Below are 24,974 nucleotides of genomic sequence, written 5' to 3'. Positions count from 1 at the left end.
TTTTAGAAACCGATTATCTTGATTTCCAAAATGTTTTTATTATAACTTATTTGAGTTTTTCTGCTAATTCGATATAAATACCTTCTGGACCTTTGATATAACACAATTTGTAGATGTCTTCGAATTGCGTAATTTCTCCAATCACTTGAGAGGATGTTGTGGCCAATTGTTCTACAACTTGTTCAATATTTTGAACTGAAAATGCAAAATGACTAGCACCTACATTTCTTGGGAAATGTATAGATTTGTTGGTCGTTGATGATTGGTCACGAAATTGTATGAGTTCTATAGCTGTTTCATCGTGAGGAACTTTCATCATAGCAATGCTTGCTTCTAAAGCATCTACACCATAAATATTGCCGATCCATTCACCGTTAATATTTTGTTCTCCAATCAGTTCCAATCCTAACGTACTAAAAAATGCTTTAACAGATTCTAAATCTTCAACGATTATACCTACATGGTCCATTTTATTTAATTTCATGTTTACATCTCCAATTCAGTTAATAGTTATATTATAACTATTATATCTGTTGAGACGGTTATTTCCTAACAGCATGAACAATATAATTCATATCTTTTTTATATCGTTTCATTGTTTTAAACATATTAAAGAACATAGAGCGATTTTCTTTTTTTAAGGCATTTTTTATAATTTTAAGCGTACCCAATACACCTTCATCTCGTATCATGCCAGCTGGCGTCATCAGTGTTAACGCGCCAATGTGCGATTCTATTTGTTTGAAGCCAGCATCTTGATAAAGTTTATACCATTCTGCTGTTGGTAATGGGGTTACTTTAACGTTAATGGCATCACTTAAATGATGGATAATTTCATCTTTAGATTTAACATTAATAATGGCGATATCATGTGTTAATACGATGCCACCTGGTTTCAAGACGCGGTAATATTCTTTTAATGCTTGTTCTTTCGCTTTAATCGGCAACATTGTAAGCATCGCTTCATTTAATACGATATCAAATTGTTCATCTTCAAAAGGTAAGTTCATGGCATTAGCTTTTTGAACATTTATTAAATGAGATAAGTTTGCAGATGATACATTTTTAATACCTTTTTCTAAAGCTTTAGCATTTAAGTCGACACCTTCAATTCTACATCCGTAAGTTTTCGCAATTTGCATAGCTGTTGTACACATATTGCATCCAACTTCTAATACATATTTATCTCTCGTGAAATGGCCTTTTTTAATAAGCCAATCTGTCGCAATTTTTCCACCAGGTCTTAATCTTTTCTTACCTAACTTCGCTAAAAATGTATGTCCAGCTTCTTTTTTCATAATGAATCATTCCTTTAAAAAGTTTTTAAAGTAGATGTTTGTATTTTTTAAATAATACGTGGTTTTCTAAATGAACATGTTCATGTGTGTCGCGTTCTAATTGTTCTAAACGTTGATAGACAAGTCTCCATGTACCACATGCTTCTAGAGGCGGTTGGTAATCGTTTGTGATGGCACGTATTTCTCGTAATAATTGTCCAGCTTCATCATGTTCATCAACTAAAGATGTAATGGTTTCATTTAATTGTTCAACTTGTTTACCTGCTGATACATCTAAAAGTTTAGGGAACGACTGATGATCTTCTTCGTCAATATGTTCTAATAATGCAGACTTCAATTTAGTATATAAGTCCTTTAGTTCTAATAAATATGGATGACTTGGACCGTGAACTTTAGCCAACTTTGTAACATAAGGTGTTAAGTTTTGGAACTCAGTTCTCAATCCTTCATGATATCGAGATTGAATGTACTGAATAAGTGAAGCAGCATCTAAATATTTAATATCAATTCCGCCATTTTGTTGATCGGCAGGTATGCTATTGAGTTGATTTAACAATGTTTCTAAATCGACCTTTTTATTATTAGACACGGCTTCATCAATGGATACATCACCTCCACAACAAAAGTCGATACCGTATTTACGAAAAATATCAGCAGACTTTGGAATATCTGTTACGACATCAGCAACATGACGCTCTTTAGTAATCATGTAATGACCTCCTTTAAAATATTTACCTTCTATATATCTCAATTATATTATATGAGAAACATTCTCAGTATTAGGGAATTCCATGAAAATTACATAAAATTGTAAAAAATATGGTATGAAAAGATGTCGATAAAATTTATTCCGATATATCGCTTGGCTCTTTTCGATATATCGGATAATATAACGATATATCGAAAAGGAGAAAGGTGATTATATGTTTAGAAGAAATTTTGAGGGAAGATTTAACAATCACAGAGGTCATATGATGAATCGTGATGGCTTTGATTTTGGCAGAGGTTTTGGCGGACATCCGGGAAGAGATCGTTTCTTTAAGAAAGGGAACTTACAATTTATTATTTTAAAAATGTTAAAAGAAGAACCAAAACATGGTTATCAAGTCATTAAAGATTTAGAAGAAAGATTCAAAGGATTCTATGCACCAAGTCCAGGTTCAGTTTATCCAATTTTACAAATGTTAGAAGATAGAGACTTTGTATCAATTTCTAAAGATGGTAATAAAAAAGTTTATACAATTACAGATGAAGGCGAAACATTTTTAAATGAAAACATCGATCAAGATGAATTTACGAAACGATTAGAAGGATTCCAAAATGTTGATATTAAAGCGATGGAAGATGCACGAAATCAACTTAGAGATTTATTTAAAGAAATTATGTTAGCGGGAAGAGAAGCAGTGGAAGATGATGAGAAAAAAGCGAAATTCGAATCATTTATAAATGAAACAAAAGAAAAAGCGAAAAACTTATATAAAAAATAAAAAGAAGGTAAACATGTTGAATAGCAATAAAAATAATAAAGTCGCAATTATAGGTGGAGGTCCTGGTGGCTTAATGCTCGGTTTGTTATTACAGAAACAAGGGATTCCATTTACGATATTTGAAAAAGGTGAGCGCAATATTAATGGCAATAGAGGGGGTTCGTTAGACATTCACGAAGAATCCGGTCAATTGCCGATTAAAGAAGCTGGTCTTATTGAAACATTTAAAAGTATGGCAAGATTTGAAGGCGAAGATACAAAAATACTAGGACCAGATGGCACATTGTATTTTGAAGATGATGCAGAAGGTGAGGGTGGAAGACCAGAGATTGACCGTGGTGAACTTTGCGATATGATTCTTAACGAAATCAATCCAGAAAACATCCGCTATCATTATGAATTTAAAGCAATAGAAACGTTAGATAATCATAAAGTTAAAGTCACTTTTAATCATAATATGAGTGAAATCTTTGATGTTGTAGTTGGTGCAGATGGATCATTTTCTAAAGTGAGACCATTTATAACAGAGCAAGAAATCAGCTACACAGGTATTTCAATGGTCGAACTAAATATTTCTGATGTGAAACAACAATTTCCAGATTTAGCTGCTTTTAATAAGAATGGTAAAATCATGGCGCTTGGCGGTGATCAAGCTATACTCGGGCAATTGAACGGTGATGGATCAATTAAAGTTTATGTCACTTATCGCATGCCTTATAAAGATTTAGATACGTATAAAGCTTTGTCTTCTGAACAACTAAAATTACGTTTATTACAAGATTTTAAAGATTGGGATAAAGACCTTTTAAAATACATTTCATACGCTGATGATCAAGCTTTATTTAGAAGAATTTATAAATTGCCAATTGGTTTCAAATGGAAACGTCAATCGAATATCACATTATTAGGTGATGCCGCTCACGTTATGAGTCCATTCGCAGGTGAAGGTGTTAATACAGCTTTATATGACGCGTATTTATTAGCACATGCATTTAAAAATCATGACAACTTAGAAGATGTCATAAAAGCTTACGAAGATGAAATGTACAAAGCTTCTGAAGAACATGCACAAGAATCTCAAGATAATTTAGATTTAATGTTTTCGGATAATGCTGCTGAAAAAATGGGCAGTATATTTACAGATGTAGAACAAATGTCATAAAAATTCTTACTGTGTAGATGATTAATTTACGTTATACTTCAATTAAGGAAGAACTGAATGGAGTGATAACATGGTCAAACAAAGAGATCAATGGTCATCTAAGATAGGATTTATTATGGCATCAGCAGGTGCTGCAATCGGTATTGGCGCAATATGGAAGTTTCCTTATGTTGCAGGTCAATTCGGTGGTGGCGCCTTCTTATTGTTATTTATTATATTTACATTATTTATTGGATTACCGATGTTGATTTCGGAATTTATCATTGGACGTGCAACAAACAAAGAAGCTGTTGCGGCCTATGATACGCTAGCACCTAAATCACCATGGAGAATAACGGGAAGACTTGGTGTTATTGGATGTTTCTTATTATTATCCTTTTATAGTGTTGTAGGTGGTTGGATTACAATCTATACAGCATTGGGATTAACAGGCAATCTTATATCAGATGGCACAAACTACGGTAAAGTCTTTGAACAGATTATAGGAGAGCCTTTTACTGTATTAATCGGTGTGTTTGTCTTTATATTGATGAATGTTGTTGTGTTAAACTTTGGTATTAAAAAAGGTATTGAACGTGCCAATAATGTATTAATGCCTTTATTATTTATATTCTTTATTATTCTTGTTGTGAGAGCAGTAACTTTAGAAGGTGCGTCTGAAGGATTATCGTTCTTCTTTAGTTTCAACTTTGAAGACTTCTCAGCTGAAGGCGTATTGTATGCGTTAGGTCAGTCATTCTTCGCGTTAGCTGTTGGATTCTCATGTATGGTTACTTATAGTTCGTATTTAAGTAAAAAGGAAAGCTTACCAACGTCAGCTATGTCGGTATCGATTATGAATATTATCGTGTCTATATTAGCGGGAATGGCGATATTCCCAGTTGTATTTGCTTTTTCATTAGAACCTACTGAAGGTCCTGGATTATTATTTATCGTATTACCTAATGTATTTGGCCAAATGGCATTTGGTTCAATATTCTTAACGTTATTTTTACTGTTATTCTTATTTGCGACATTGACTTCTTCATTTAGTCAATTTGAAATTATCATTTCAGCTTTCGAAAAAGAAGGCAAAAGATCACGTTCGAAAATAGTGTGGATATTAGGATTACTGACATTTATCGCTTGTATTCCATCATCACTGTCATATGGTGTTCTTGCAGATGTTTCGATTTTTGGAAAGTCTATATTTGATGCTACAGATTATTTAGTGAGCAATATATTATTGCCAATTGGCTGTTTACTAATTGCTATATTTATTTCGTTTAGAATGGATCAAGCTATTGTAAAAAGAGAATTCCAAATGGGGAATCAACTGTCTTTAAAATGGTTTAAATTATGGAAGTTCTTAATGAGATATATCATTCCAATTATTATACTTATCGTATTTATATGTTCGCTTTAATTCTGTCATGAAATTCATGAAATGAGGTATAGCAAATGGAGTTTAAACAGTTAAAATATTTTGTGGAAATTGTTAGAAATGGTGGTATGACCCAAGCTGCAGAACATTTATTTGTAGCGCAATCTACAATTAGTAAAGCTGTGAAAAATCTTGAAAATGAATTTGATGTCACGCTGTTTGATCGTTCACAAAAACACATTAAACTAACAGATACTGGCGAAGTATATTACGATAAAGCGGTAGAATTCTTAACATTATTTGATCATTTGACGCTCGAATTGAATGATATCTTTGAAGTGCAACGTGGACATATTAGATTAGGTTTGTCGCCTATGATTAAAGTGGATCTTATAACAGATAGTCTCGAGAATTTTCATGGTAAATATTCTAACGTCACATACGAAGTTACTGAAGGTGGCGGTAAAGCGGTAGAACATTATATTAATAAAGATGAAGTAGATATTGGTGTGACGACATTACCAGTAGACTCATCTAAATATAACAGCGTGCCACTTTATAAAGAGGAATTGTTTTTAGTAGTGAATAAGTCACATAAACTTGCCAAGAGACATCAAGTATCAATCAGTGAATTAAAAGATGAAGAATTTGTCTTGTTTCACGATGACTATTATTTAAGAGATATGATTATTGAGAACTGTCGGAAAGAAGGTTTCTATCCAAAGACAGTTGCTAAAATATCACAGCTTACCTTTATCAGCAATATGATAGAAAGAGGACTTGGTCTATCTATTGTGCCACAAAGTATTGCTGAACAAATGAGTGATGATGTAACAATGATTGAACTTGAAGGTGAAAAGATATATTGGCATCTCGGATTAATTTGGAAAAAAGGTGCCTATGTTAACAGAGTTACGAAAGAATGGATATTATTTCTAAAAGAATCATTAATCAAGAAGCAGGCCGGAACATAATGTTCTAGCCTGTTTTTTGCTTTGAGCAGTAATGACATGTTTAAACTATTCCAATACAGAATATGTTAAATCGATAATATGTATTTTATTAATACTTTGAACCGTCCTATAATATTGTCTATAAGTCTTATTAAAAGGATGAGCGCATATGATCAAATTGTTTATAAAGATACTATTTCAAGTATCTCTCATATATATGATTACTCAAATTGGTAAATGGCTTCAAGAAATATTACATATACCAATTGCAGGTAGTATTGTTGGACTAGCATTATTATTTTTATTACTTCTAACAGGTATTTTACCTGAACGATGGATAGAAGTCGGTGCTAATAAATTAATTAATGTTATGATTTTATTTTTCGTGCCTTCCATCGTAGGCATTATGGATATTGCAGATCAGATTGGACCAGGTTATATCATTATGATCGTGTTACTCATTGTGAGTACAAGTTTAGTAGCACTGTCATCTGGTTATGTTTGTGAGAAGTTTTTAAATATTAATAAACCGGATAAGGAGAATGCATCTTGATTATACAATCTTTATTGATGGTACTTTTAACATTAGCTTGTTTTATCATCGCTAAGAAACTACAAATTAAATATAAACATCCTATACTCAATCCAGCACTGATTGCTTCAATTATGATTGTCACAATTTTATTAGTGTTAGGTATGAATTACAAAGACTACATGGTAGGTGGTTCATGGATTCATCAATTTTTAGATTGTTCAGTTGTGAGTTTAGCTTATCCGTTATATAAATATAGAAAGTTGATTGTTGCGAACTTCAAAATTATTATTTCAAGTGTATTAGCTGGTATCATGGTTAACTTTGTCCTCATTTATGGCGTTCTATATATAATGGGATATCCGAGTTCAACGATTGTCACAATTTTACCTAGATCGATGACAGCAGCAGTAGGTATTGAAGTGTCTCACCAAATGGGTGGAACAGATACAATAACGGTAATGTTTATTATAGCAACAGGCTTAATTGGTAGTATTTTAGGTAATTTTTATATTAGTAAAGCGAAGTTTACAAGTGATTTAGCAAAAGGTTTAACGTATGGTAATGCTTCACATGCGTTTGGTACAGCAAAAGCTTTGGAATCTAATATTGAAGCAGGTGCGTTTAGTACAATTGGTATGATTTTAACAGCTGTACTCAGTGCGATTATGTTACCAGTACTTTATTTAATGACCACTTATATTTAATGAGATATAGAAGGAGATATGGCAAAATTCATGTCATATTTCCTTCTTTTTTATATAAATTTATATTCATAAAACATGTATAAAAATACATAATAAAAGTACGTTAGATTTGTTATGTTCGTTAAATTTTAACTTAACACAACCGTTGTAGCAATATTTATAATGATTATAAAATGCGTATTATATATATTTATTCATAAGTAATGATGCTTTTCATTGTATGTAATTTGCATTTTTATTAAAACTTCTATATCGTCTTCATTGTGATTTAAATCATCGTGTTCATTAAAAATGATTATTTAACGATGTACATTAATCGACAACGAGGAGTGTTCAGAAGTGAAGAAACATAAAGTAATGGACTGGTGGACATTTTATGGGACGGTTGCAGTATTACTTATCGCTGTTATACCGATGATGGTATTCCCTAAAGCTAGTCAAGAAGTCATCACAAGTATCAATGATATTATTTCGGATTCATTAGGTGCATGGTATCTATTACTTGGATTGATTGTTTTTGCATTTGTATTATACATAGCGTTTGGGAAATACGGGAATGTCACTTTAGGTAAAGCAAGTGATAAACCTGAATTTAATAATTTTAGTTGGATTTCGATGCTGTTTTGCGCGGGTATCGGTTCAGACATTCTATACTGGGGTGTCATCGAATGGGCATACTATTATCAAGTGCCGCCGTATGGTGCGGGTAGTATGACAGATGAAGCACTCGAGTATGCAACAATGTATGGCATGTTTCATTGGGGACCAATAGCTTGGGCGATTTATGTGTTACCTGCTTTGCCAATTGGTTATTTAGTATTTGTTAAGAAGAAACCAATCTATAAAATCAGCCAAGCATGTAGACCAATTTTAAAAGGTCAAACGGATAAATTACTCGGTAAAATTGTAGATATTTTATTTATTTTTGGATTGTTAGGCGGTGCAGCGACATCATTAGCACTAGGTGTGCCAATGATTTCTGCAGGGATAGAGCGACTCACAGGACTTGACGGTGAGAATATGGTTATGAGAAGTATTATCTTACTCATCATTACGGTCATCTTTGCATTTAGTTCTTATACAGGTCTGAAAAAAGGTATACAAAAATTAAGCGATATTAACGTTTGGCTAACATTCTTAATTTTAGGAATCGTACTGATTGTTGGACCAACGATATTTATTATGGAAACGACTGTATCAGGATTAGGAAATATGTTGAAGAATTTCTTTAGAATGGCTACATGGTTAGAACCATTTGGCGGTATTGGTGATAGAAAAGAAACAAACTTCCCTCAAGATTGGACGATATTCTATTGGTCTTGGTGGTTAGTATATGCACCATTTATTGGCTTATTTATTGCCAGAATTTCCAAAGGTCGTACGTTAAAAGAAGTCGTATTAGGTACAATTATTTATGGGACTTTAGGGTGTGTATTATTCTTTGGTATCTTTGGTAACTATGCAGTGTTCTTGCAAATTTCAGGACAATTTGATGTCATTCAATTCTTGAATCAACATAGCGCTGAAGCCACTATAATAGAAGTGATGCATCAATTACCATTTCCAAAAGTAATGATTGTCCTATTCTTAATCTCAGCATTCTTATATTTAGCAACAACATTTGATTCAGGATCATATATATTAGCAGCAGCAACTCAAAAAGAAGTTATAGACGAACCATTAAAAGCAAATCGTTTATTCTGGGCGTTTGCATTATGCTTATTGCCATTTTCATTAATGTTAGTAGGTGGAGAACGCGCCTTAGACGTCTTGAAGACGGCATCCATATTAGCGAGTGTGCCACTAACCGTTATATTTGTGATGATGATGGTTTCATTTATCCGGACACTAGGCGGAGATCGAATTAAATTAGAAGAACGAGCTGAAAAATTAAAAGCAGTTGAACGACGATCATTAAGAATCGTTCAAGTACGAGCAGAAAAAGAAGACGATAACTTATAAAGAAAATTCCAACAAAATCACATGATTTTGTTGGAAATTTTTATATCTTAATTTTGTTAATAGCAATTTTAGTGAGAAATGTGAATAACGACATGAGTAGTTACAAATTGGAGTAGTTTTGTAACTAAGGGTGCCGTTAGTAACAAATTCAGGGAGTTTTGTAAATAAGGAGCCCGTTAGTAACAATTTCAAGGAGTTTTGTAAATAAGGAGGCCGTTAATAACAAATCCAGGGAGTTTTGTAAATAAGGGTGCCGTTAGTAACAATTCCGAGGAGTTTTGTAACTAAGGGTGCCGTTAGTAACAAATTCAGGGAGTTTTGTAAATAAGGGTGCCGTTAGTAACAAATCCAAGGAGTTTTGTAAATAAGGGTGCCGTTAGTAACAATTTCAAGGAGTTTTGTAAATAAGGGTGCCGTTAGTAACAATTCCAGGAAGTTTTGTAAATAAGGGCGCCGTTAGTAACAATTCTAAGAAGTTTTGTAACTAAGGAGGCCGTTAGTAACAAATCCAAGGAGTTTTGTAAATAAGGGTGCCGTTAGTAACAATTCTGAGAAGTTTTGTAACTAAGCTCCTCAGTTAAAACAAACTAACACTGAAGTGTTCGCAACAACTATCATTTTGAGTGAATAATTTCTTCATTAAATTGACTGAAAATTTAAAAAGAACAGTTGACATCATATGCTGTATCGGGTATGCTAATCATCATAATTTATTATTTCTTAGTAAACTTATCTGTTTAAAATAAATTCTGTTAAAAACATTGATTTTAAACTTAAAAAGCTTGTAGAAATAAGCATAAGGAGGACGTTATATATCATGGCCGAAGTGTTAACATATGAACGTTTTGACACTGATCCTTTTAAAGATATTGATATTGACGATGAAACTAAAGGTGCATATCAAATAATTAAATGGGCGTATGAACATTATGGAGATTCTATCGTATATTCATGTAGTTTTGGGGCAGAGGGTATGATTTTGATAGATTTAATATCAAAAGTTAAACCAGATGCCAAAATTGTTTTCTTAGATACTGACTTACATTTTCAAGAAACATACGATTTGATTGACCGTGTGAAAGAAAGATATCCAACATTAAATATTGAACTTAAAAAGCCAGATTTAACGCTAGAGCAACAAGCAGATCAATATGAACCGGCACTATGGACAAGTGACCCGAATCAATGTTGTTATATCAGAAAGATTAAACCGTTAGAAGAAGTATTATCGGGCGCTACTGCTTGGGTCTCAGGATTAAGAAGAGAACAATCTCCAAGTAGACAAAATACCGATTTTATTAATAAAGATGAAAGATTTAAATCTATAAAAGTTTGTCCTTTAATTTATTGGACTTGGGACGATGTATGGGCATATATCGAACACCACGATTTAACCTACAATGAACTTCATGACTTTAATTATCCAAGTATTGGATGTATTCCGTGTACAGCTCAAGTATCTTCTTCAGGTGATTCACGTGAAGGAAGATGGACGAATTTCAACAAAACTGAATGTGGTTTGCATACAGTAAATAATAAACCTAAGTAATCTAATTAAGAGATTTATTAATCTTTTTTTAGCATAAATCAGACTATTCCCATAAGAATAGTATTTAAAACTTAAATAATTGGACAGGATGAGGTGACATCTTTGGAATTATCAGTAACAAATAGCCCTTTTAATCAAGAGCAGTCAGAAAAGTTAAATCAAGTATTTGCAACACTTACAAATGAACAAAAGATTTGGTTGAGTGGTTACTTATCGGCGTCAGTCGTACAAGGTGGTCAAGCAAGTGCGCCTGTAGTTGAGCAATCTACGGCAGTGAGCAGTGAACCTAAGTTTAAGAAAAGAGATATTACGGTATTGTTTGGTTCTGAAACTGGTAATGCTCAAGGTTTAGCTGAAACGTTAGAAAGTAAATTAAAAGAAAAATCATTCAATGTCAATCTTGCATGTATGGAAGATTTTAAGACAAAAGATTTAAAGAAAGTAGAAGACTTATTTATTATCACAGCGACTCATGGAGAAGGAGATCCACCAGATAACGCAATTACGTTCCATGAGTTTTTACATAGTCGTAAGGCACCTAAGTTGAATGATGTAAGATTCTCAGTGCTAGCACTTGGAGATGAATCGTATGAATTCTTCTGTCAGACTGGTAAAGATTTTGATAAGAGATTAGAAGAGTTAGGTGCAGAGAGAATACATCCAAGAGTAGATTGTGATTTAGACTTTGATGAACCTGCTGAAAAATGGATGGAAGACATTTTAAATTCAATTGGCCAAGTATCAGGTCAAACAGCAGAAGAACCCGTTAAATTAGAAGCTGAAGATTTATCAGCTACTCAAACGTATTCACGCTCGAATCCATACGAAGCAGAAATTTTAGAAAATATTAACTTGAACGGTAGAGGTTCAAATAAAGAAGTTAGACATATCGAACTTTCTTTAGAAGGTTTCAATGATTCATTTGAACCAGGTGATTGTATCGGCATATTCCCGAAAAATGATCCTGAAATTGTATCAGAGTTAATTGAAACACTCGTTTGGGATCCTGAAGAAATCGTACCAATTAATGATTCAGGAGATACGTTAACTTTACGTGATGCATTAACTAATCATTTCGAAATTACTAAATTAACTAAACCAATCGTCACTAAAGCTGCGAATATCTTTGGTAATGGCGTGTTATCTGAAAAAGTTAAAAAAGATCGATGGATATATGGTTACGTTGAAGGTCGTGATTTTATAGACTTATTAAACGATTTTCCACCTGAAGATTTACAACCAGATGCTTTACATCAAATATTGAGAAAATTGCCAGCTCGTGAATATTCAATCGCAAGTAGCCATCAAGCAGCACCTGATGAAGTACATTTAACGATTGGAGCAGTTCGTTACCATTCTCATGATAGAGATAGAAAAGGTGTTTGCTCAGTACAATTTGCAGAACGACTACAACCTGGTGATACAGTACCAATTTACTTGAAGAAGAATCCGAACTTTAAGTTCCCTAAAACAAGTGAAACGCCAGTTATTATGATTGGTCCAGGTACAGGTGTTGCACCATTTAGATCATATATTCAAGAAAAAGAAGAATTAGAGCTTACTAATAAAGCTTGGTTATTCTTCGGCGAACAACACTTTACGACAGACTTTTTATACCAAACAGAATGGCAAGGTTGGTTGAAAGATGGCGTGCTTGATAAATTAAGTGTCGCCTTCTCGAGAGATTCAGAAGAAAAAGTATATGTACAACACAGAATTGAAGAAAACAGTAAAGAATTTTATCAATGGATTCAAGAAGGTGCAGCTATCTATGTATGTGGAGACGAAAAACATATGGCTAAAGATGTGCATCAATCCATTTTAAATGTCATTCAAAAAGAAGGGCATTATAACGAAGAAGAAGCAGAAGCATTTTTAACTGAATTGAAAAAAGAGAGAAGATATCAAAGAGATATTTATTAAGAGGGGGCAATATTGTGAGCACTCAAACTAATTTATCCGACAAATTAGATGAAATGGAACACATTAAGAATAGAAGTAATTATTTAAGAGGAACAATTAAAGAAGGTTTAGCAGATGAAATAACTGGTGCAATAGCTGAAGACGATACTAAATTACTTAAATTCCACGGTAGCTATATGCAAGATGATAGGGATATTCGTGATGAACGTCGTAAACAAAAATTAGAACCAGCATATAGTTTCATGATTAGAGTAAGAGTTCCAGGTGGTACGGCTACTGCTGATCAATGGATTGCGATGGATGATATTTCAACAGAATACGCTAACAACACAATCAAATTGACAACAAGACAAGCATTTCAATTCCACGGCATCTTAAAAAGAAACTTAAAAAGTTCAATGCAAAGTATCCACCATGCTGTCATGGATTCATTAGCAGCATGTGGTGACGTTAACAGAAATGTCATGTGTAATCCAAATCCATATCAATCAGGCGTGCACAAAGAAGTAGATACACTTGCTACAAAAATAAGTGATCACTTATCACCTCAAACTGGTGCGTATCATGAGATTTGGTTAGACGATGAAAAAATAGTCGATACAAAAGAAGAAGTTGAACCAATGTACGGTAAGACATATTTGCCAAGAAAATTCAAAATAGGTATCGCTGTACCACCATCAAATGATATTGATGTTTATTCACAAGATATCGGATTGATTGCAGTTATTGAAGATGATCAATTAGTCGGATTTAATGTGACAGTCGGTGGCGGTATGGGTATGACACACGGTGATACGAAGACATACCCTCAAGTAGGACGTCTATTAGGGTACTTCCCTAAAGAAGAAGCGGTAGATGTTTGTGAGAAGATTTTAACTATCCAACGTGATTATGGTAATAGAGAAAACAGAAAGAATGCACGATTTAAATATACTGTTGATCGTGTTGGTGTTGATTTTATTCGTGAAGAATTGAATAAACGTTTAGGTTGGGAAATTGAAGAGGCGAAACCATTTGAATTTAAACATAATGGTGACCGATACGGTTGGACTGAAGGAAGCGGAAAATGGCACTTTACATTATTTATTCAAAATGGACGTGTCAAAGATACTTCTGATTACAAATTGAAGACAGCTCTTAGAGAAATAGCTGAAATTCATACAGGTGACTTCCGTTTAACGCCTAACCAGAACTTAATTATTGCCAATGTTGCCAAAAGTAAAAAACAACAAATTCAAAAAATTATTGATCAATATGGCATAACAGATGGTGAACATTATACAGGACTTAGAAGAAATTCAATGGCATGTGTAGCATTTCCAACGTGTGGTTTAGCAATGGCTGAATCAGAACGTTACCTTCCAACACTGATCAATAAAATTGAAGGACTTTTAGATGAAGCAGGTTTAAATGAAGAAGAAATTACGATTCGAATGACAGGTTGTCCAAATGGATGTGCAAGACCAGCATTAGCTGAAATTGCATTCATCGGTAAAGCGCCAGGTAAATATAATATGTATCTTGGCGGCGGATTCACTGGAAATCGTTTAAATAAATTATTTAAAGAAAATATTGGTGAAGATGAGATTTTAGAAAGCTTAAAACCAATTCTGATTCAATACGGTAAAGAAAAAAATGATGGAGAACACTTTGGAGACTTTGTTATCCGTAAAGGCATAATTAAAGAAGTGCAATCAGGGCAAGACTTCCATAGTTAATCAGAAAATGGGGTGTAAGAATGGGGAAAGTATTCTTGGTTGGTGCTGGACCGGGCGATCCAGATTTAATAACGGTTAAAGGTATTAAAGCCATTAAACAGTCTAATGTCATATTATATGACCGACTCGTCAATAAAGCATTATTAGATTATGCAACTGAAGACACAAGAATGATTTATTGCGGTAAAAGTCCGAATAAGCATTCTTTAACTCAAGATGAAATTAATGAATTGCTCGTAAAACTTTCTCTAGAAGGTTACACCGTAACAAGACTTAAAGGTGGCGATCCATTTATCTTTGGTCGTGGTGGCGAGGAAGCAGAAACATTAAAGAACTATGATATTCCGTTCGAAGTGGTTCCAGGTATTACTGCTGGTGTTGCGGCACCAGCTTATGCTGGTATTCCAGTGACACATAGAGATTATAGTTCATCTGTTGCCTTTATAACAGGTGTTATGAAAGACAGTGTTGATGAAGATGAATATTGGAAACACTTAGCACTAGGACCAGAAACACTTTGTATTTATATGGGTGTAAAGAAGTTACCTGACATTCAAAAATTATTAGTGAAACACGGTAAAGATATTCAAACACCAGTAGCATTAATTCATTGTGGAACTTCACAAAAACAAGTCACAGTGACAGGGACTTTAGAAGACATCGTAGAGAAATCACATCAAATTACAAACCCTGCAATGATTGTTATTGGAGAAGTCGTCAAACTGAGAGAACGCATGAGCTGGTTTGAAGAAGTGGCATCAGAACAGAACGTTCCACAACTTATTTAATAATACTGGAGGGATACAATGATAGGCGTGTTATATGTCAGTCACGGTAGCAGAATTAAAGAAGCGACAGATGAGGCAATTTCTTTTATTGAATCAGTGAAACAGTCTATTGATATACCGTTACAAGAAATTTGTTTCTTAGAATTAGCACAACCAGATATTCAGCAAGGCGTTGAAAAGCTTATAGCGAAAGGTGCAACCGAGATATCCGTTATACCCGTATTGTTACTAAGTGCAGGTCACTATTTTAAAGATATACCGAAAGAGATAGATGAAATTAAGACACAATATCCAGAAGTAACATTTACTTATGGAGAGCCTTTAGGTGTTCAACCAAGATTAACAGCCATTCTTAAAGAACGTATTGAAGAAACGAAAGTTGCGATTCGAGAAGATGCTAAATTACTTGTTGTTGGAAGAGGCAGTTATAATCCGCAAACGAAGATAGATATTACAGCTATAGGTCAATCCTTATACGAAACGACAGGATTTAAAAATGTTGAAGTGTGTTACTTAGCTGCCTGTGAGCCATCTTTTGAAGAAGCTTTGCAAGATGCATTACATGAAGAATATTCACAAGTATTCATTGCGCCATATCTTTGGTTTACAGGTGTCTTGGAGCGTCATATAGAGCAAACAGCAGCGGAGCATAATACGAAAAGCGACATCATCGTATGCGAACATTTAGGTCATCATCCATCCATACAAGAAGCATTGAAAGATCGCGTGTTAGAAACACTAACGACTCAAACAGTTTAAATATCAGATTAAAGGATGATTTATTGTGGCATACATTCCAATCAATTTAGATTTACAAGATAAAATCGTCAAAGTTATTGGTGGCGGTAAAATTGCTGAACGCAGAGTGAACACACTGATAAATAGTGAAGCGTTGATTCATGTTATTTCACCAGAACTTACTGACAAGTTAAAGCAGTATGAAATTGAAAGGAAATTGAAATGGCACAAAAAGGACTTTGAAATATCTGATATAGAATATGTTGATTTTATTATAAATGCCACGAACTCACCAGAAATAACCGATGTCATTAAAGATAATGCCCCTAAACATTGTCTAATCAACATGGTCGGTGATGCACAAGATGGCAATGTGATATTTCCTGGGACATTAAATAGAGGTAAGTTGCAGATAAGCGTCACATCAAATGGTGCAAGCCCAAAGTTAGTGCGTAATATTTTGAAAGATTTAGAACAACAATATTCAGTGGATTATACAGAATATGTAGATTTTTTATATGAATGTCGCACAATCATTAAATCACTAGAAATAGATCAAACAGAAAAAAACCAATTATTAGAGAACATTTTGTCTCATCAATATTTCGATACGATTGAGCAAAATAAATTCATCAATTGGTTGAAACGACAACTTAAATAGAAAGCCAGAGAGGAGTAGCGTATGCGAAAGTTAACGATATTTGCATTAGTAGGTTTTTTAGCACAACTTATAGACGGTTCTCTTGGGATGGGATTTGGTGCAACCTCTTCATCATTACTATTAACTTTTGGAGTGGCACCAGCAATCGCATCTGCAACCATTCATTTTTCAGAAGTGGCCACAACAGCAGCATCAGGACTTTCACATTTAAAGTTTAAAAATGTTGATAAGTCCATCATTTTAAAGCTTGCTTTACCAGGCGCGATAACTGGATTTATCGGTGCGGGTGTATTGAGTAACTTGCACAGTGATTTTATTAAACCATTCATCGCCTTATTCTTATTATCAATGGGGATTTATATTATTTATCAATTTGTATTTAAAAAACAGCAAAACCAGCAAGTGAAAAACGGCAGATTTTCAGCTTTATTACTTGTTCCACAAGGTGCAATTGCAGGATTCTTAGATGCAATTGGTGGTGGTGGCTGGGGTCCAGTCAACACGCCATTATTACTATCAAGAAATAAAATTGAACCAAGATATGTTATCGGAACAGTTTCAGCGAGTGAGTTCTTTGTGACAATCTCGACTTCATTAGGATTTATTATCTTCTTAGGTTGGAGTCAAATTAACATTTTACTTGTCGTTGCGTTAGCATTTGGTGGCGTCGTAGCAGCACCGTTCTCAGCATGGTTAGTGAAGACTTTACCAGTGTATGTTTTAGCGGTACTTGTCGGTGGTCTAATCATATTTACAAATAGTAGCGTGTTATTAGGTACTTTAATTAGCAGTGAAGCAACAGTCAATATTATAAAAGGTGTTATTATCCTTGCTTGGTTAGGTCTAGTACTATTCACACTTTACCAACATAATAAATTTCCTTTTAATATTCAAAATCAAAAATCAAAAGAAGTAGATCAAATTAATTAATAGGAGTGAATATTGATGGTATCAGCAACTCAAAAGACTAAAGAAACAATCGAAGCTCATGGTGGAGAATTAATTAATCGCCAAGTAACAGGTCAAGAAAGAGCAGAACTTATTGAAGCGGCACAATCATACCCTAAATTAACATTAAATCCTTGGAGTCTATCAGATTTAGAATTAATTGCAATTGGTGGTTTCAGTCCACTGACAGGATTTTTAGGTGAGAAAGATTATATCAGTGTCGTTGAAAATCTACGTCTAGAAAACGGACTTGTATGGAGTATTCCAATTACATTACCGGTTACTGAAGAAGAAGCAAACAACTATGAAATAGGTTCAGACATCGCTTTATATGGTGAAGACAATCATTTATATGGTGTGTTAAAGCTTGAAGAGAAATATACGTATGATAAAGCTAAAGAAGCTCAAAATGTATACGGCACAACAGATGTGGATCACCCAGGTGTGAAACGTGTATATGAAAAAGGTAATGTTTATTTAGCTGGTCCAATTCAATTAGTTGATCGACCAAAACATGATGAATTTAGTGATTTCCATTTAGACCCAAGTGAAACACGTGAATTATTTAAAGAATTAGGATGGAAAACAGTTGTAGGTTTCCAAACGAGAAACCCAGTTCATCGTGCGCATGAATATATTCAAAAAATAGCACTTGAATCAGTTGATGGATTATTATTAAATCCTTTAGTTGGTGAAACGAAGTCTGATGATATTTCAGCTGAAATAAGAATGGAAAGTTATCAAGTTATCTTGAAACATTATTACCCAGAAGAAAGAACACGTCTTGTGATTTATCCAGCAGCAATGAGGTATGCTGGCCCACGTGAAGCCATTTTACATGCATTAGTACGTAAGAATTATGGCTGTACACACTTTATCGTCGGTCGTGACCATGCAGGTGTAGGTGATTACTATGGTACATATGACGCACAAGAATTAATTTCACAATATGAAGATGAAATTGGCATTCAAATCTTTAAATTTGAACATGCATTCTTCTGTACAGTTTGTGACAACATGACAACAGCTAAGACATGTCCTCATGATAAATCAAATCATGTTCATTTAAGTGGAACAAAAGTGAGAGAGAAACTTCGTAACGGTGAACAATTACCAAAAGAATTCTCAAGACCAGAAGTAGCAGACGTATTAATTAAAGGTTTAAGACAAAATTAATTTCTTTAGGAGTGGAATAATGAGCGCGTCAACAAATATTACATGGCATGATTCTGAAGTAACAAAAGCACAAAGACAAGAACGTAACGGTCATAAAAGTGTTGTAATTTGGTTTACTGGTTTATCAGGATCAGGTAAATCAACAATATCTGTAGCATTAGAAAAAGCATTATTTGAACAAAATATCACTTCATATCGTTTAGATGGAGATAACATTCGTCACGGATTAAACCAAAACCTTGGATTCAGTCCAGAAGATCGAAAAGAAAATATCCGTCGTATCGGTGAAGTCGGTAAATTAATGGTAGATGCTGGTGTTGTCACAATGACAGCATTCATCTCACCATATGAAGAAGACCGTAATACAGTTAGAGAAATACTTGAAGACGGTGAATTCATCGAAGTCTTCACTAAATGTAGTTTAGATGAGTGTGAATCAAGAGATCCAAAAGGACTGTATAAGAAAGCAAGAAGCGGTGAAATTAAAGAATTCACTGGCATTAATGCACCATATGAAGAACCATCAAACCCTGAAATAGTCATCGATACAGAAAACGAAAGTGTAGAAGAATCTGTAGAGAAAATCGTTGCATACTTAAAAGAAAATCAATATTTATAAAGAAGAAGCTCACAACGCTAGCTAGTGTTGTGAGCTTTTTGATTTGTGGTGGAGTGCTTATGAACAAGTTTAGCAAGAAGTGTTCATAAGGGTGTCGTTATGAACAAGTTTGGTGAGAAGTGTTCATAAGGCTGTCGTTACGAACAAGTTTGGTGAGAAGTGTTCATAAGAGCGTCAGTATTTACAATTTTTACGAGTTTTGTAAATAAAGCAGTCGTTATTAGCAGTTCTGGCCAAAGGTGCAAATACTGATACCGTTATTAGCAGTTCTGGTCAAAGGTGCAAATACTGATACCGTTATTAGCAGTTCTGTCCAAAGGTGCAAATACTGGTCCCGTTATTAGCAGTTTTGGTCAAAGGTGCAAATACTGATACCGTTATTAGCAGTTCTGGTCAAAAGTGCAAATACTGATACCAACTAAAAATAACAAAAGCGCGGGGTATGCATTGCTACCTCGCGCTTTTACTTATTTGTCTTCTTGACTTGGTATTGGGAAATATTTATATATCTCTCCAGTTTTAATAGCATTACTGATATTTGCTAACCATTCATAATATACTTTTGATTCTTCTAATTGTGTATGAATGGCGATTGCTTCTTCTTTAGTTTCTTCATCGACATCATCTGCGTCTATGATTTTTTGTAGCAAGATTTCTGCGTCTTTAACAGAATCCATATTAATAGAAATTTCTCGATCCCATTTTCTTGAGAAAAAGTTATTGAAGAAGATAAAGAAGTCTTTTTCAGCGATGAAATGTTGTTTTCTACTTCCTCTTGTAAATTGTTGTTTGACGATATCAAATTCTTGTAGTTTCTTAACACCAGCACTCATGCTTGGTTTGCTCATTTGAAGTTGCTCACGCATTTCATCTAGTGTCATACTACCTTCAAATACCATCGTCCCGTATAAATTTCCAACACTTCGATTAATACCATATAAATCCATCGTTTCTCCAATACCGTTAATCACGATGTCTTTAGCTTGGTCTAGTTGTTTTTTGTAGTTATCTGAACGTACCACTACATACACCTCCAATAGTTACCTTAATTGTACCATGAATCCTTTTACATTGTAGTTGCTTTTCCATTACTTGTCTATTTGAAATACCTATTAAAAACAAATCATAAATGGACTTTGGAAATTTGACGCCTTTCATAATTCTATGCTAACATAAAATCTGTAAAGTTCGTTAAATAAAAATTTAACAAAGTTAACGGAGGTATTTTGAATGGGATATATAGAGCATTTATCTAGACGTCAATTTATAAATGGTGAGTGGGTAGAAGCTTCTAATAAAGCGACTCGCGACATTGTGAATCCATATAATCAAGAAGTTGTGATTTCAGTAGCAGAAGGTACAGAAGAAGATGCTGAAAAAGCAATTTTAGCAGCTAGACAGTCATTTGAAGCTGGTGAATGGTCAGGTGAGACGATTGAAAATAGAAGTCGTAAAGTTAGAGAAATTGCAGATTTAATTAAAGAACATAAAGAAGAACTAGCGGAACTTGAAACATTAGATACTGGTAAGACATTAGAAGAATCATATGCAGATATGGATGATATTCATAATGTATTTATGTATTTTGCAGGTTTAGCAGGACATGATGGTGGTGAAATTATTGATTCCCCTATACCTCATTCAGAAAGTAAATTAGTAAAAGAACCTGTAGGCGTTGTAACGCAAATTACGCCGTGGAATTATCCGTTACTTCAAGCTTCATGGAAAATAGCACCTGCTCTTGTAACAGGTTGTTCGTTAGTTATGAAACCAAGTGAAATTACGCCATTAACTACAATTCGTGTATTTGAATTAATGGAACAAGTTGGATTTCCTAACGGTGTCATCAATCTTGTACTAGGTAAAGGTTCTGAAGTTGGTGAAGTATTAGCATCTCATAAAGAAGTCGATCTCGTTTCATTTACAGGTGGTATTCAAACAGGTAAGCATATTATGAAACGTGCAGCAGACAATGTAACGAATATTGCATTAGAACTAGGTGGAAAGAATCCGAATATTATTTTCGATGATGCAGATTTTGATTTAGCGATTGATCAAGCATTAAATGGTGGCTATTTCCATGCCGGTCAAGTTTGTTCAGCTGGATCACGAATTATCGTCCATAACGATATTAAAGATAAATTTGAAAAAGCTTTAGTTGAACGTGTTAATAAAATTAAAATCGGTAATGGTTTTGATGAAACAACTGAGATGGGACCATTAATTTCTGGAGAACATCGCGATAAAGTTGAAAAATATATAGAAGTTGCGAAAGAAGAAGGTACGACAATTGCTGCAGGTGGTAAACGACCAGACAGAGCAGACCTACAAGACGGTTTCTTCTTTGAACCAACTGTCATTACAAACTGTGATACATCTATGAGAATTGTACAAGAAGAAGTATTTGGACCTGTCGTAACAATTGAAGGATTCTCTAATGAACAAGAAGCGATTGAATTAGCGAATGATTCTATTTATGGACTCGCAGGCGGCGTATTTACACAAGATATCGCTAAAGCAAATCGTGTGGCTAATAAATTGAAAATGGGTACGGTTTGGATTAATGACTTCCATCCATATTTTGCACAAGCACCATGGGGTGGATATAAACAATCTGGTATTGGTAGAGAGTTAGGTAAAGAAGGTTTAGAAGAATATTTAATTTCTAAACATATTTATACAAATATTCAATCTGAGCCAGTGAATTGGTTTAGTAAATAAATACAACAAAGAAGAACGAGTATATAGGAGGATTTTGAGATGAAGCAATCTTATGATTATATAATTATTGGAGGCGGAAGTGCCGGATCTGTATTAGGTAATCGTTTAAGTGAAGATAAAGATAAGACCGTATTAGTATTAGAAGCGGGTAGAAGTGACTATCCATGGGATTTATTAATTCAAATGCCAGCAGCACTTATGTATCCATCGGGTAATCGTTTCTATGACTGGAAATATGAAACAGATGGCGAACCTCATATGGGCGGTAGAAAAGTAGCACATACAAGAGGTAAAGTACTTGGTGGTTCAAGTTCAATCAATGGTATGATTTATCAACGAGGAAACCCAATGGACTATGAAGGTTGGGGAGAACCTGAAGGCATGGAAACATGGAAGTTTGCGAATTGTTTACCATACTTTAAGCGATTAGAAAAAACTTTTGGAGCAGATAAATCAGATCAATATCGTGGTCACAATGGTCCGATTAAATTAAGAAGAGGACCAGCAACAAACCCATTATTCCAAGCTTTCTTTGAAGCGGGCGTTCAAGCTGGATACAATAAGACACCTGATGTAAATGGTTTTAGACAAGAAGGATTTGGTCCATTTGATAGCCAAATTCATAATGGTCGACGTGTTTCAGCATCAATTGCTTATTTAAGACCAGCTATGAAACGTAAGAATTTAACTGTTCAAACAAGAGCTTTTGTTACAGAAATCAATTATGAAGGTAGACGAGCAACTGGTGTAACATTCAAGAAAAATGGTAAGACACATACAGTTGCTGCAGGAGAAGTTATTCTATCAGGCGGTGCGTTCAATACGCCACAATTACTTCAACTTTCTGGAATTGGTGACTCTGAACATTTAAATTCATTAGGTATAGAGACACGTGTACACTTGCCAGGTGTAGGTGAAAACTTCGAAGACCACTTAGAAGTATATGTACAACATGCATCTTCTAAACCAGTATCTGAGCAACCAAGTTTAAATAAATTTAGAATGCCTTTTATCGGATTACAATGGATCTTCGGTAGAAAAGGGCCAGCAGCAAGTAACCACTTTGAAGGTGGAGGATTTGTAAGATCTAATGATAAAGTTGATTATCCAAACTTAATGTTCCACTTCTTACCATTAGCAGTACGTTATGATGGACAAAAAGCAGATACGAAACATGGTTTCCAAGTACATATCGGACCAATGTATTCTAACTCTAGAGGTAGCTTGAAGATTAAATCTAAAGATCCATTTGAAAAACCTAAATTTGTCTTTAATTATTTATCTACAAAAGAAGACGAACAAGAATGGGTAGAAGCAATTAGAGTTGCAAGAAACATCTTGAAACAACCAGCTCTAGCACCATATAACGATGGAGAAATATCTCCAGGACCTTCAGTACAAACAGATGAAGAAATTTTAGAGTGGGTTAAAAAAGATGCAGAAACAGCACTTCACCCATCATGTAGTGCAAAAATGGGACCAGCATCAGATCCAATGGCTGTAGTTGACCCATTAACAATGAAAGTACACGGTATGGAGAACTTGAGAGTAGTCGATGCATCAGCAATTCCACGTACAACAAACGGTAATATCCATGCACCAGTATTGATGCTAGCAGAAAAAGCAGCAGACATCATTCGTGGTAAAAAACCATTAGAACCAGAAGAAATAGATTACTATAAACATGGCGTCCACCCTAAAGACGCAGGCGTTGTGAAATAATAGGAAAAATAAGAAGGCTGAGACAGAAATTGTCTCAGCCTTTAGTTGTTATATGGGGATGCGCTAACTACCATAATTCTGAAAAGTGGTAATAAGAACGCGCTAACTACCATAATTCTGAAAAGTGGTAATAAGAAGTCGCTAACTACCATAATTCGGAATAGTGGTAATAAGAAAGCTCTAACTGCCATAATTCGGAATAGTGGTAATAAGAGATGGGTTTCTAAGGGACATTATTCCAAATTGTGTCCCTAACAGCATGTCTAAGGGACATTATTCTGAATTGTGTCTCTAACAGCATGTCTAAGGGACATTACTCCGAATTCTGTCCCTAATTGTTATTTATTTAAGTGTCTATATAATGTTGCTCTACTAATGTTGGTCGCTTCTTTGATTTCTTCTAAAGTATATTTCTTAGAATGGTACATCTCGATGGCATTTTTTAAATTAAGATCGTTTCGTTTTGGTCTTCCGATAGTCTTACCTGCTGTTTTGGCTTTGGCGATACCAGACTTAGTTCTGAATTTAATCATATCGCTTTGAAACTGATTAAGTAGATTTAAAAATTTGTTAAAATTCATTTGCTCATGCTGACTAATTGTTATTTGAGCATTAATAATATGAATGTCCACATTGATTTCCTGGGCAATTGTAATGAGTTCTTCTAATTGGTATGAGGTATCTGCAAGAATACATAAATCAGTTATGTATAATTTATCCCCGCTTTGTAATTTACTATAAAATAAAGTATTTAATTCTTTTCTGATTTCAGTTTGTGCATGAGATTCTTCAATAATTGTTAACGAAAATTTGCTTAACTTTGAATGTTGTTCAGCGACTGTATCATATAATTCGATTGGTCTAATATAGCCATAATTCATAAATTTCACCTCAATAGTTTCATAAATGTATACATATGAAACTCTTTTGTTTATAATAGCACTATT

At 34.2% G+C, this 24,974-nt stretch carries 23 protein-coding genes; 18 read left to right on the top strand and 5 right to left on the bottom strand.

All coding sequences use genetic code 11. From position 1 onward, the window contains the following. Positions 1-46: 46 nt before the first annotated feature. Genes LQ622_RS12460 through scdA form a run of 3 tightly spaced genes read right to left on the bottom strand, consistent with a single transcriptional unit; the run spans position 47 to position 2,007 of the window. Positions 47-484 (bottom strand): VOC family protein, encoded by a 438-nt coding sequence (locus tag LQ622_RS12460; protein ID WP_051575467.1) that lies wholly within the window; start codon positions 482-484, stop codon positions 47-49. A 58-nt stretch (positions 485-542) separates the two neighbouring features. Beyond that, a complete protein-coding gene (locus LQ622_RS12455) occupies positions 543-1,298 on the bottom strand; it encodes a class I SAM-dependent methyltransferase (protein ID WP_126477967.1) in 756 nt (251 codons plus the stop codon). A 25-nt stretch (positions 1,299-1,323) separates the two neighbouring features. After that, positions 1,324-2,007, bottom strand: coding sequence for an iron-sulfur cluster repair di-iron protein ScdA (scdA, locus tag LQ622_RS12450; protein ID WP_239775317.1), 684 nt, complete (start codon positions 2,005-2,007; stop codon positions 1,324-1,326). Between the two features lie 214 nt (positions 2,008-2,221). Between scdA and LQ622_RS12445 the strand changes: the two genes are divergently transcribed. The 16 genes from LQ622_RS12445 (at position 2,222) to cysC (ending at position 19,584) form a co-directional block, all read left to right on the top strand. After that, positions 2,222-2,785 (top strand): PadR family transcriptional regulator, encoded by a 564-nt coding sequence (locus LQ622_RS12445; protein ID WP_204173496.1) that lies wholly within the window; start codon positions 2,222-2,224, stop codon positions 2,783-2,785. A gap of 16 nt (positions 2,786-2,801) precedes the next feature. After that, positions 2,802-3,947: an FAD-dependent oxidoreductase gene (locus LQ622_RS12440; protein WP_424353196.1), complete on the top strand. Its 1,146-nt coding sequence runs from the start codon at positions 2,802-2,804 to the stop codon at positions 3,945-3,947. Positions 3,948-4,017: 70 nt separating this feature from the next. Further along, the gene (locus LQ622_RS12435) at positions 4,018-5,352 is read left to right on the top strand and encodes a sodium-dependent transporter (RefSeq protein ID WP_204173494.1); all 1,335 of its coding nucleotides are present in this window, start codon (positions 4,018-4,020) and stop codon (positions 5,350-5,352) included. A gap of 35 nt (positions 5,353-5,387) precedes the next feature. Further along, on the top strand, positions 5,388-6,284 hold the full coding sequence (gene cidR / locus LQ622_RS12430) for a cidABC operon transcriptional activator CidR (RefSeq protein WP_239775315.1): 897 nt from the start codon (positions 5,388-5,390) through the stop codon (positions 6,282-6,284). A gap of 148 nt (positions 6,285-6,432) precedes the next feature. Further along, positions 6,433-6,816, top strand: coding sequence for a CidA/LrgA family protein (locus LQ622_RS12425; protein ID WP_037590202.1), 384 nt, complete (start codon positions 6,433-6,435; stop codon positions 6,814-6,816). A gap of 17 nt (positions 6,817-6,833) precedes the next feature. Then, positions 6,834-7,502 carry an LrgB family protein gene (locus tag LQ622_RS12420; RefSeq protein WP_191092307.1) on the top strand — a complete coding sequence of 223 codons (669 nt, stop codon included), beginning with the start codon at positions 6,834-6,836 and terminating at the stop codon, positions 7,500-7,502. Between the two features lie 339 nt (positions 7,503-7,841). After that, positions 7,842-9,464, top strand: a complete 1,623-nt coding sequence (locus LQ622_RS12415) for a BCCT family transporter (protein ID WP_126477972.1) — start codon at positions 7,842-7,844, stop codon at positions 9,462-9,464. A gap of 817 nt (positions 9,465-10,281) precedes the next feature. Then, positions 10,282-11,013, top strand: coding sequence for a phosphoadenylyl-sulfate reductase (locus LQ622_RS12410; RefSeq protein WP_126477973.1), 732 nt, complete (start codon positions 10,282-10,284; stop codon positions 11,011-11,013). 102 nt (positions 11,014-11,115) lie between these two features. Continuing rightward, positions 11,116-12,936, top strand: a complete 1,821-nt coding sequence (locus tag LQ622_RS12405) for an assimilatory sulfite reductase (NADPH) flavoprotein subunit (protein ID WP_126477974.1) — start codon at positions 11,116-11,118, stop codon at positions 12,934-12,936. Between the two features lie 14 nt (positions 12,937-12,950). Then, complete coding sequence (cysI, locus tag LQ622_RS12400; RefSeq protein ID WP_371683279.1) at positions 12,951-14,654, top strand: assimilatory sulfite reductase (NADPH) hemoprotein subunit; 1,704 nt, start codon at positions 12,951-12,953, stop codon at positions 14,652-14,654. Positions 14,655-14,674: 20 nt separating this feature from the next. After that, entirely contained in the window at positions 14,675-15,442 is a 768-nt protein-coding gene (gene cobA / locus LQ622_RS12395) for a uroporphyrinogen-III C-methyltransferase (protein WP_107633859.1), read from the top strand. An 18-nt stretch (positions 15,443-15,460) separates the two neighbouring features. Next, the gene (locus LQ622_RS12390) at positions 15,461-16,201 is read left to right on the top strand and encodes a sirohydrochlorin chelatase (RefSeq protein ID WP_239775313.1); all 741 of its coding nucleotides are present in this window, start codon (positions 15,461-15,463) and stop codon (positions 16,199-16,201) included. Between the two features lie 25 nt (positions 16,202-16,226). After that, positions 16,227-16,841, top strand: a complete 615-nt coding sequence (locus LQ622_RS12385) for an NAD(P)-binding protein (protein WP_239775311.1) — start codon at positions 16,227-16,229, stop codon at positions 16,839-16,841. A gap of 21 nt (positions 16,842-16,862) precedes the next feature. Then, a complete protein-coding gene (locus LQ622_RS12380; protein WP_239775309.1) occupies positions 16,863-17,771 on the top strand; it encodes a sulfite exporter TauE/SafE family protein in 909 nt (302 codons plus the stop codon). A gap of 15 nt (positions 17,772-17,786) precedes the next feature. After that, the gene (gene sat, locus LQ622_RS12375; protein ID WP_107577344.1) at positions 17,787-18,965 is read left to right on the top strand and encodes a sulfate adenylyltransferase; all 1,179 of its coding nucleotides are present in this window, start codon (positions 17,787-17,789) and stop codon (positions 18,963-18,965) included. A gap of 19 nt (positions 18,966-18,984) precedes the next feature. Then, positions 18,985-19,584, top strand: a complete 600-nt coding sequence (cysC, locus tag LQ622_RS12370; RefSeq protein ID WP_037590188.1) for an adenylyl-sulfate kinase — start codon at positions 18,985-18,987, stop codon at positions 19,582-19,584. A 467-nt stretch (positions 19,585-20,051) separates the two neighbouring features. Here the strand turns inward: cysC and cudC are convergent, their stop codons facing one another. Then, positions 20,052-20,606: a choline uptake/conversion transcriptional regulator CudC gene (gene cudC / locus LQ622_RS12365; protein WP_037590187.1), complete on the bottom strand. Its 555-nt coding sequence runs from the start codon at positions 20,604-20,606 to the stop codon at positions 20,052-20,054. 208 nt (positions 20,607-20,814) lie between these two features. Here cudC and betB point away from each other — a divergent pair, with 208 nt between their 5' ends. Next, a complete protein-coding gene (betB, locus tag LQ622_RS12360) occupies positions 20,815-22,305 on the top strand; it encodes a betaine-aldehyde dehydrogenase (RefSeq protein WP_239775307.1) in 1,491 nt (496 codons plus the stop codon). Between the two features lie 39 nt (positions 22,306-22,344). Next, positions 22,345-24,027 carry a choline dehydrogenase gene (betA, locus tag LQ622_RS12355; protein ID WP_239775305.1) on the top strand — a complete coding sequence of 561 codons (1,683 nt, stop codon included), beginning with the start codon at positions 22,345-22,347 and terminating at the stop codon, positions 24,025-24,027. A 338-nt stretch (positions 24,028-24,365) separates the two neighbouring features. Here the strand turns inward: betA and LQ622_RS12350 are convergent, their stop codons facing one another. Continuing rightward, on the bottom strand, positions 24,366-24,908 hold the full coding sequence (locus tag LQ622_RS12350) for a recombinase family protein (RefSeq protein ID WP_239775302.1): 543 nt from the start codon (positions 24,906-24,908) through the stop codon (positions 24,366-24,368). Positions 24,909-24,974: the final 66 nt, after the last annotated feature.

The sequence above is a fragment of the Mammaliicoccus sp. N-M50 genome, assembly GCF_022386995.1.
Classification (GTDB): Bacteria; Bacillota; Bacilli; order Staphylococcales; family Staphylococcaceae; genus Mammaliicoccus; species Mammaliicoccus sciuri_A.
This window is presented reverse-complemented; position numbering and strand designations above follow the sequence as displayed.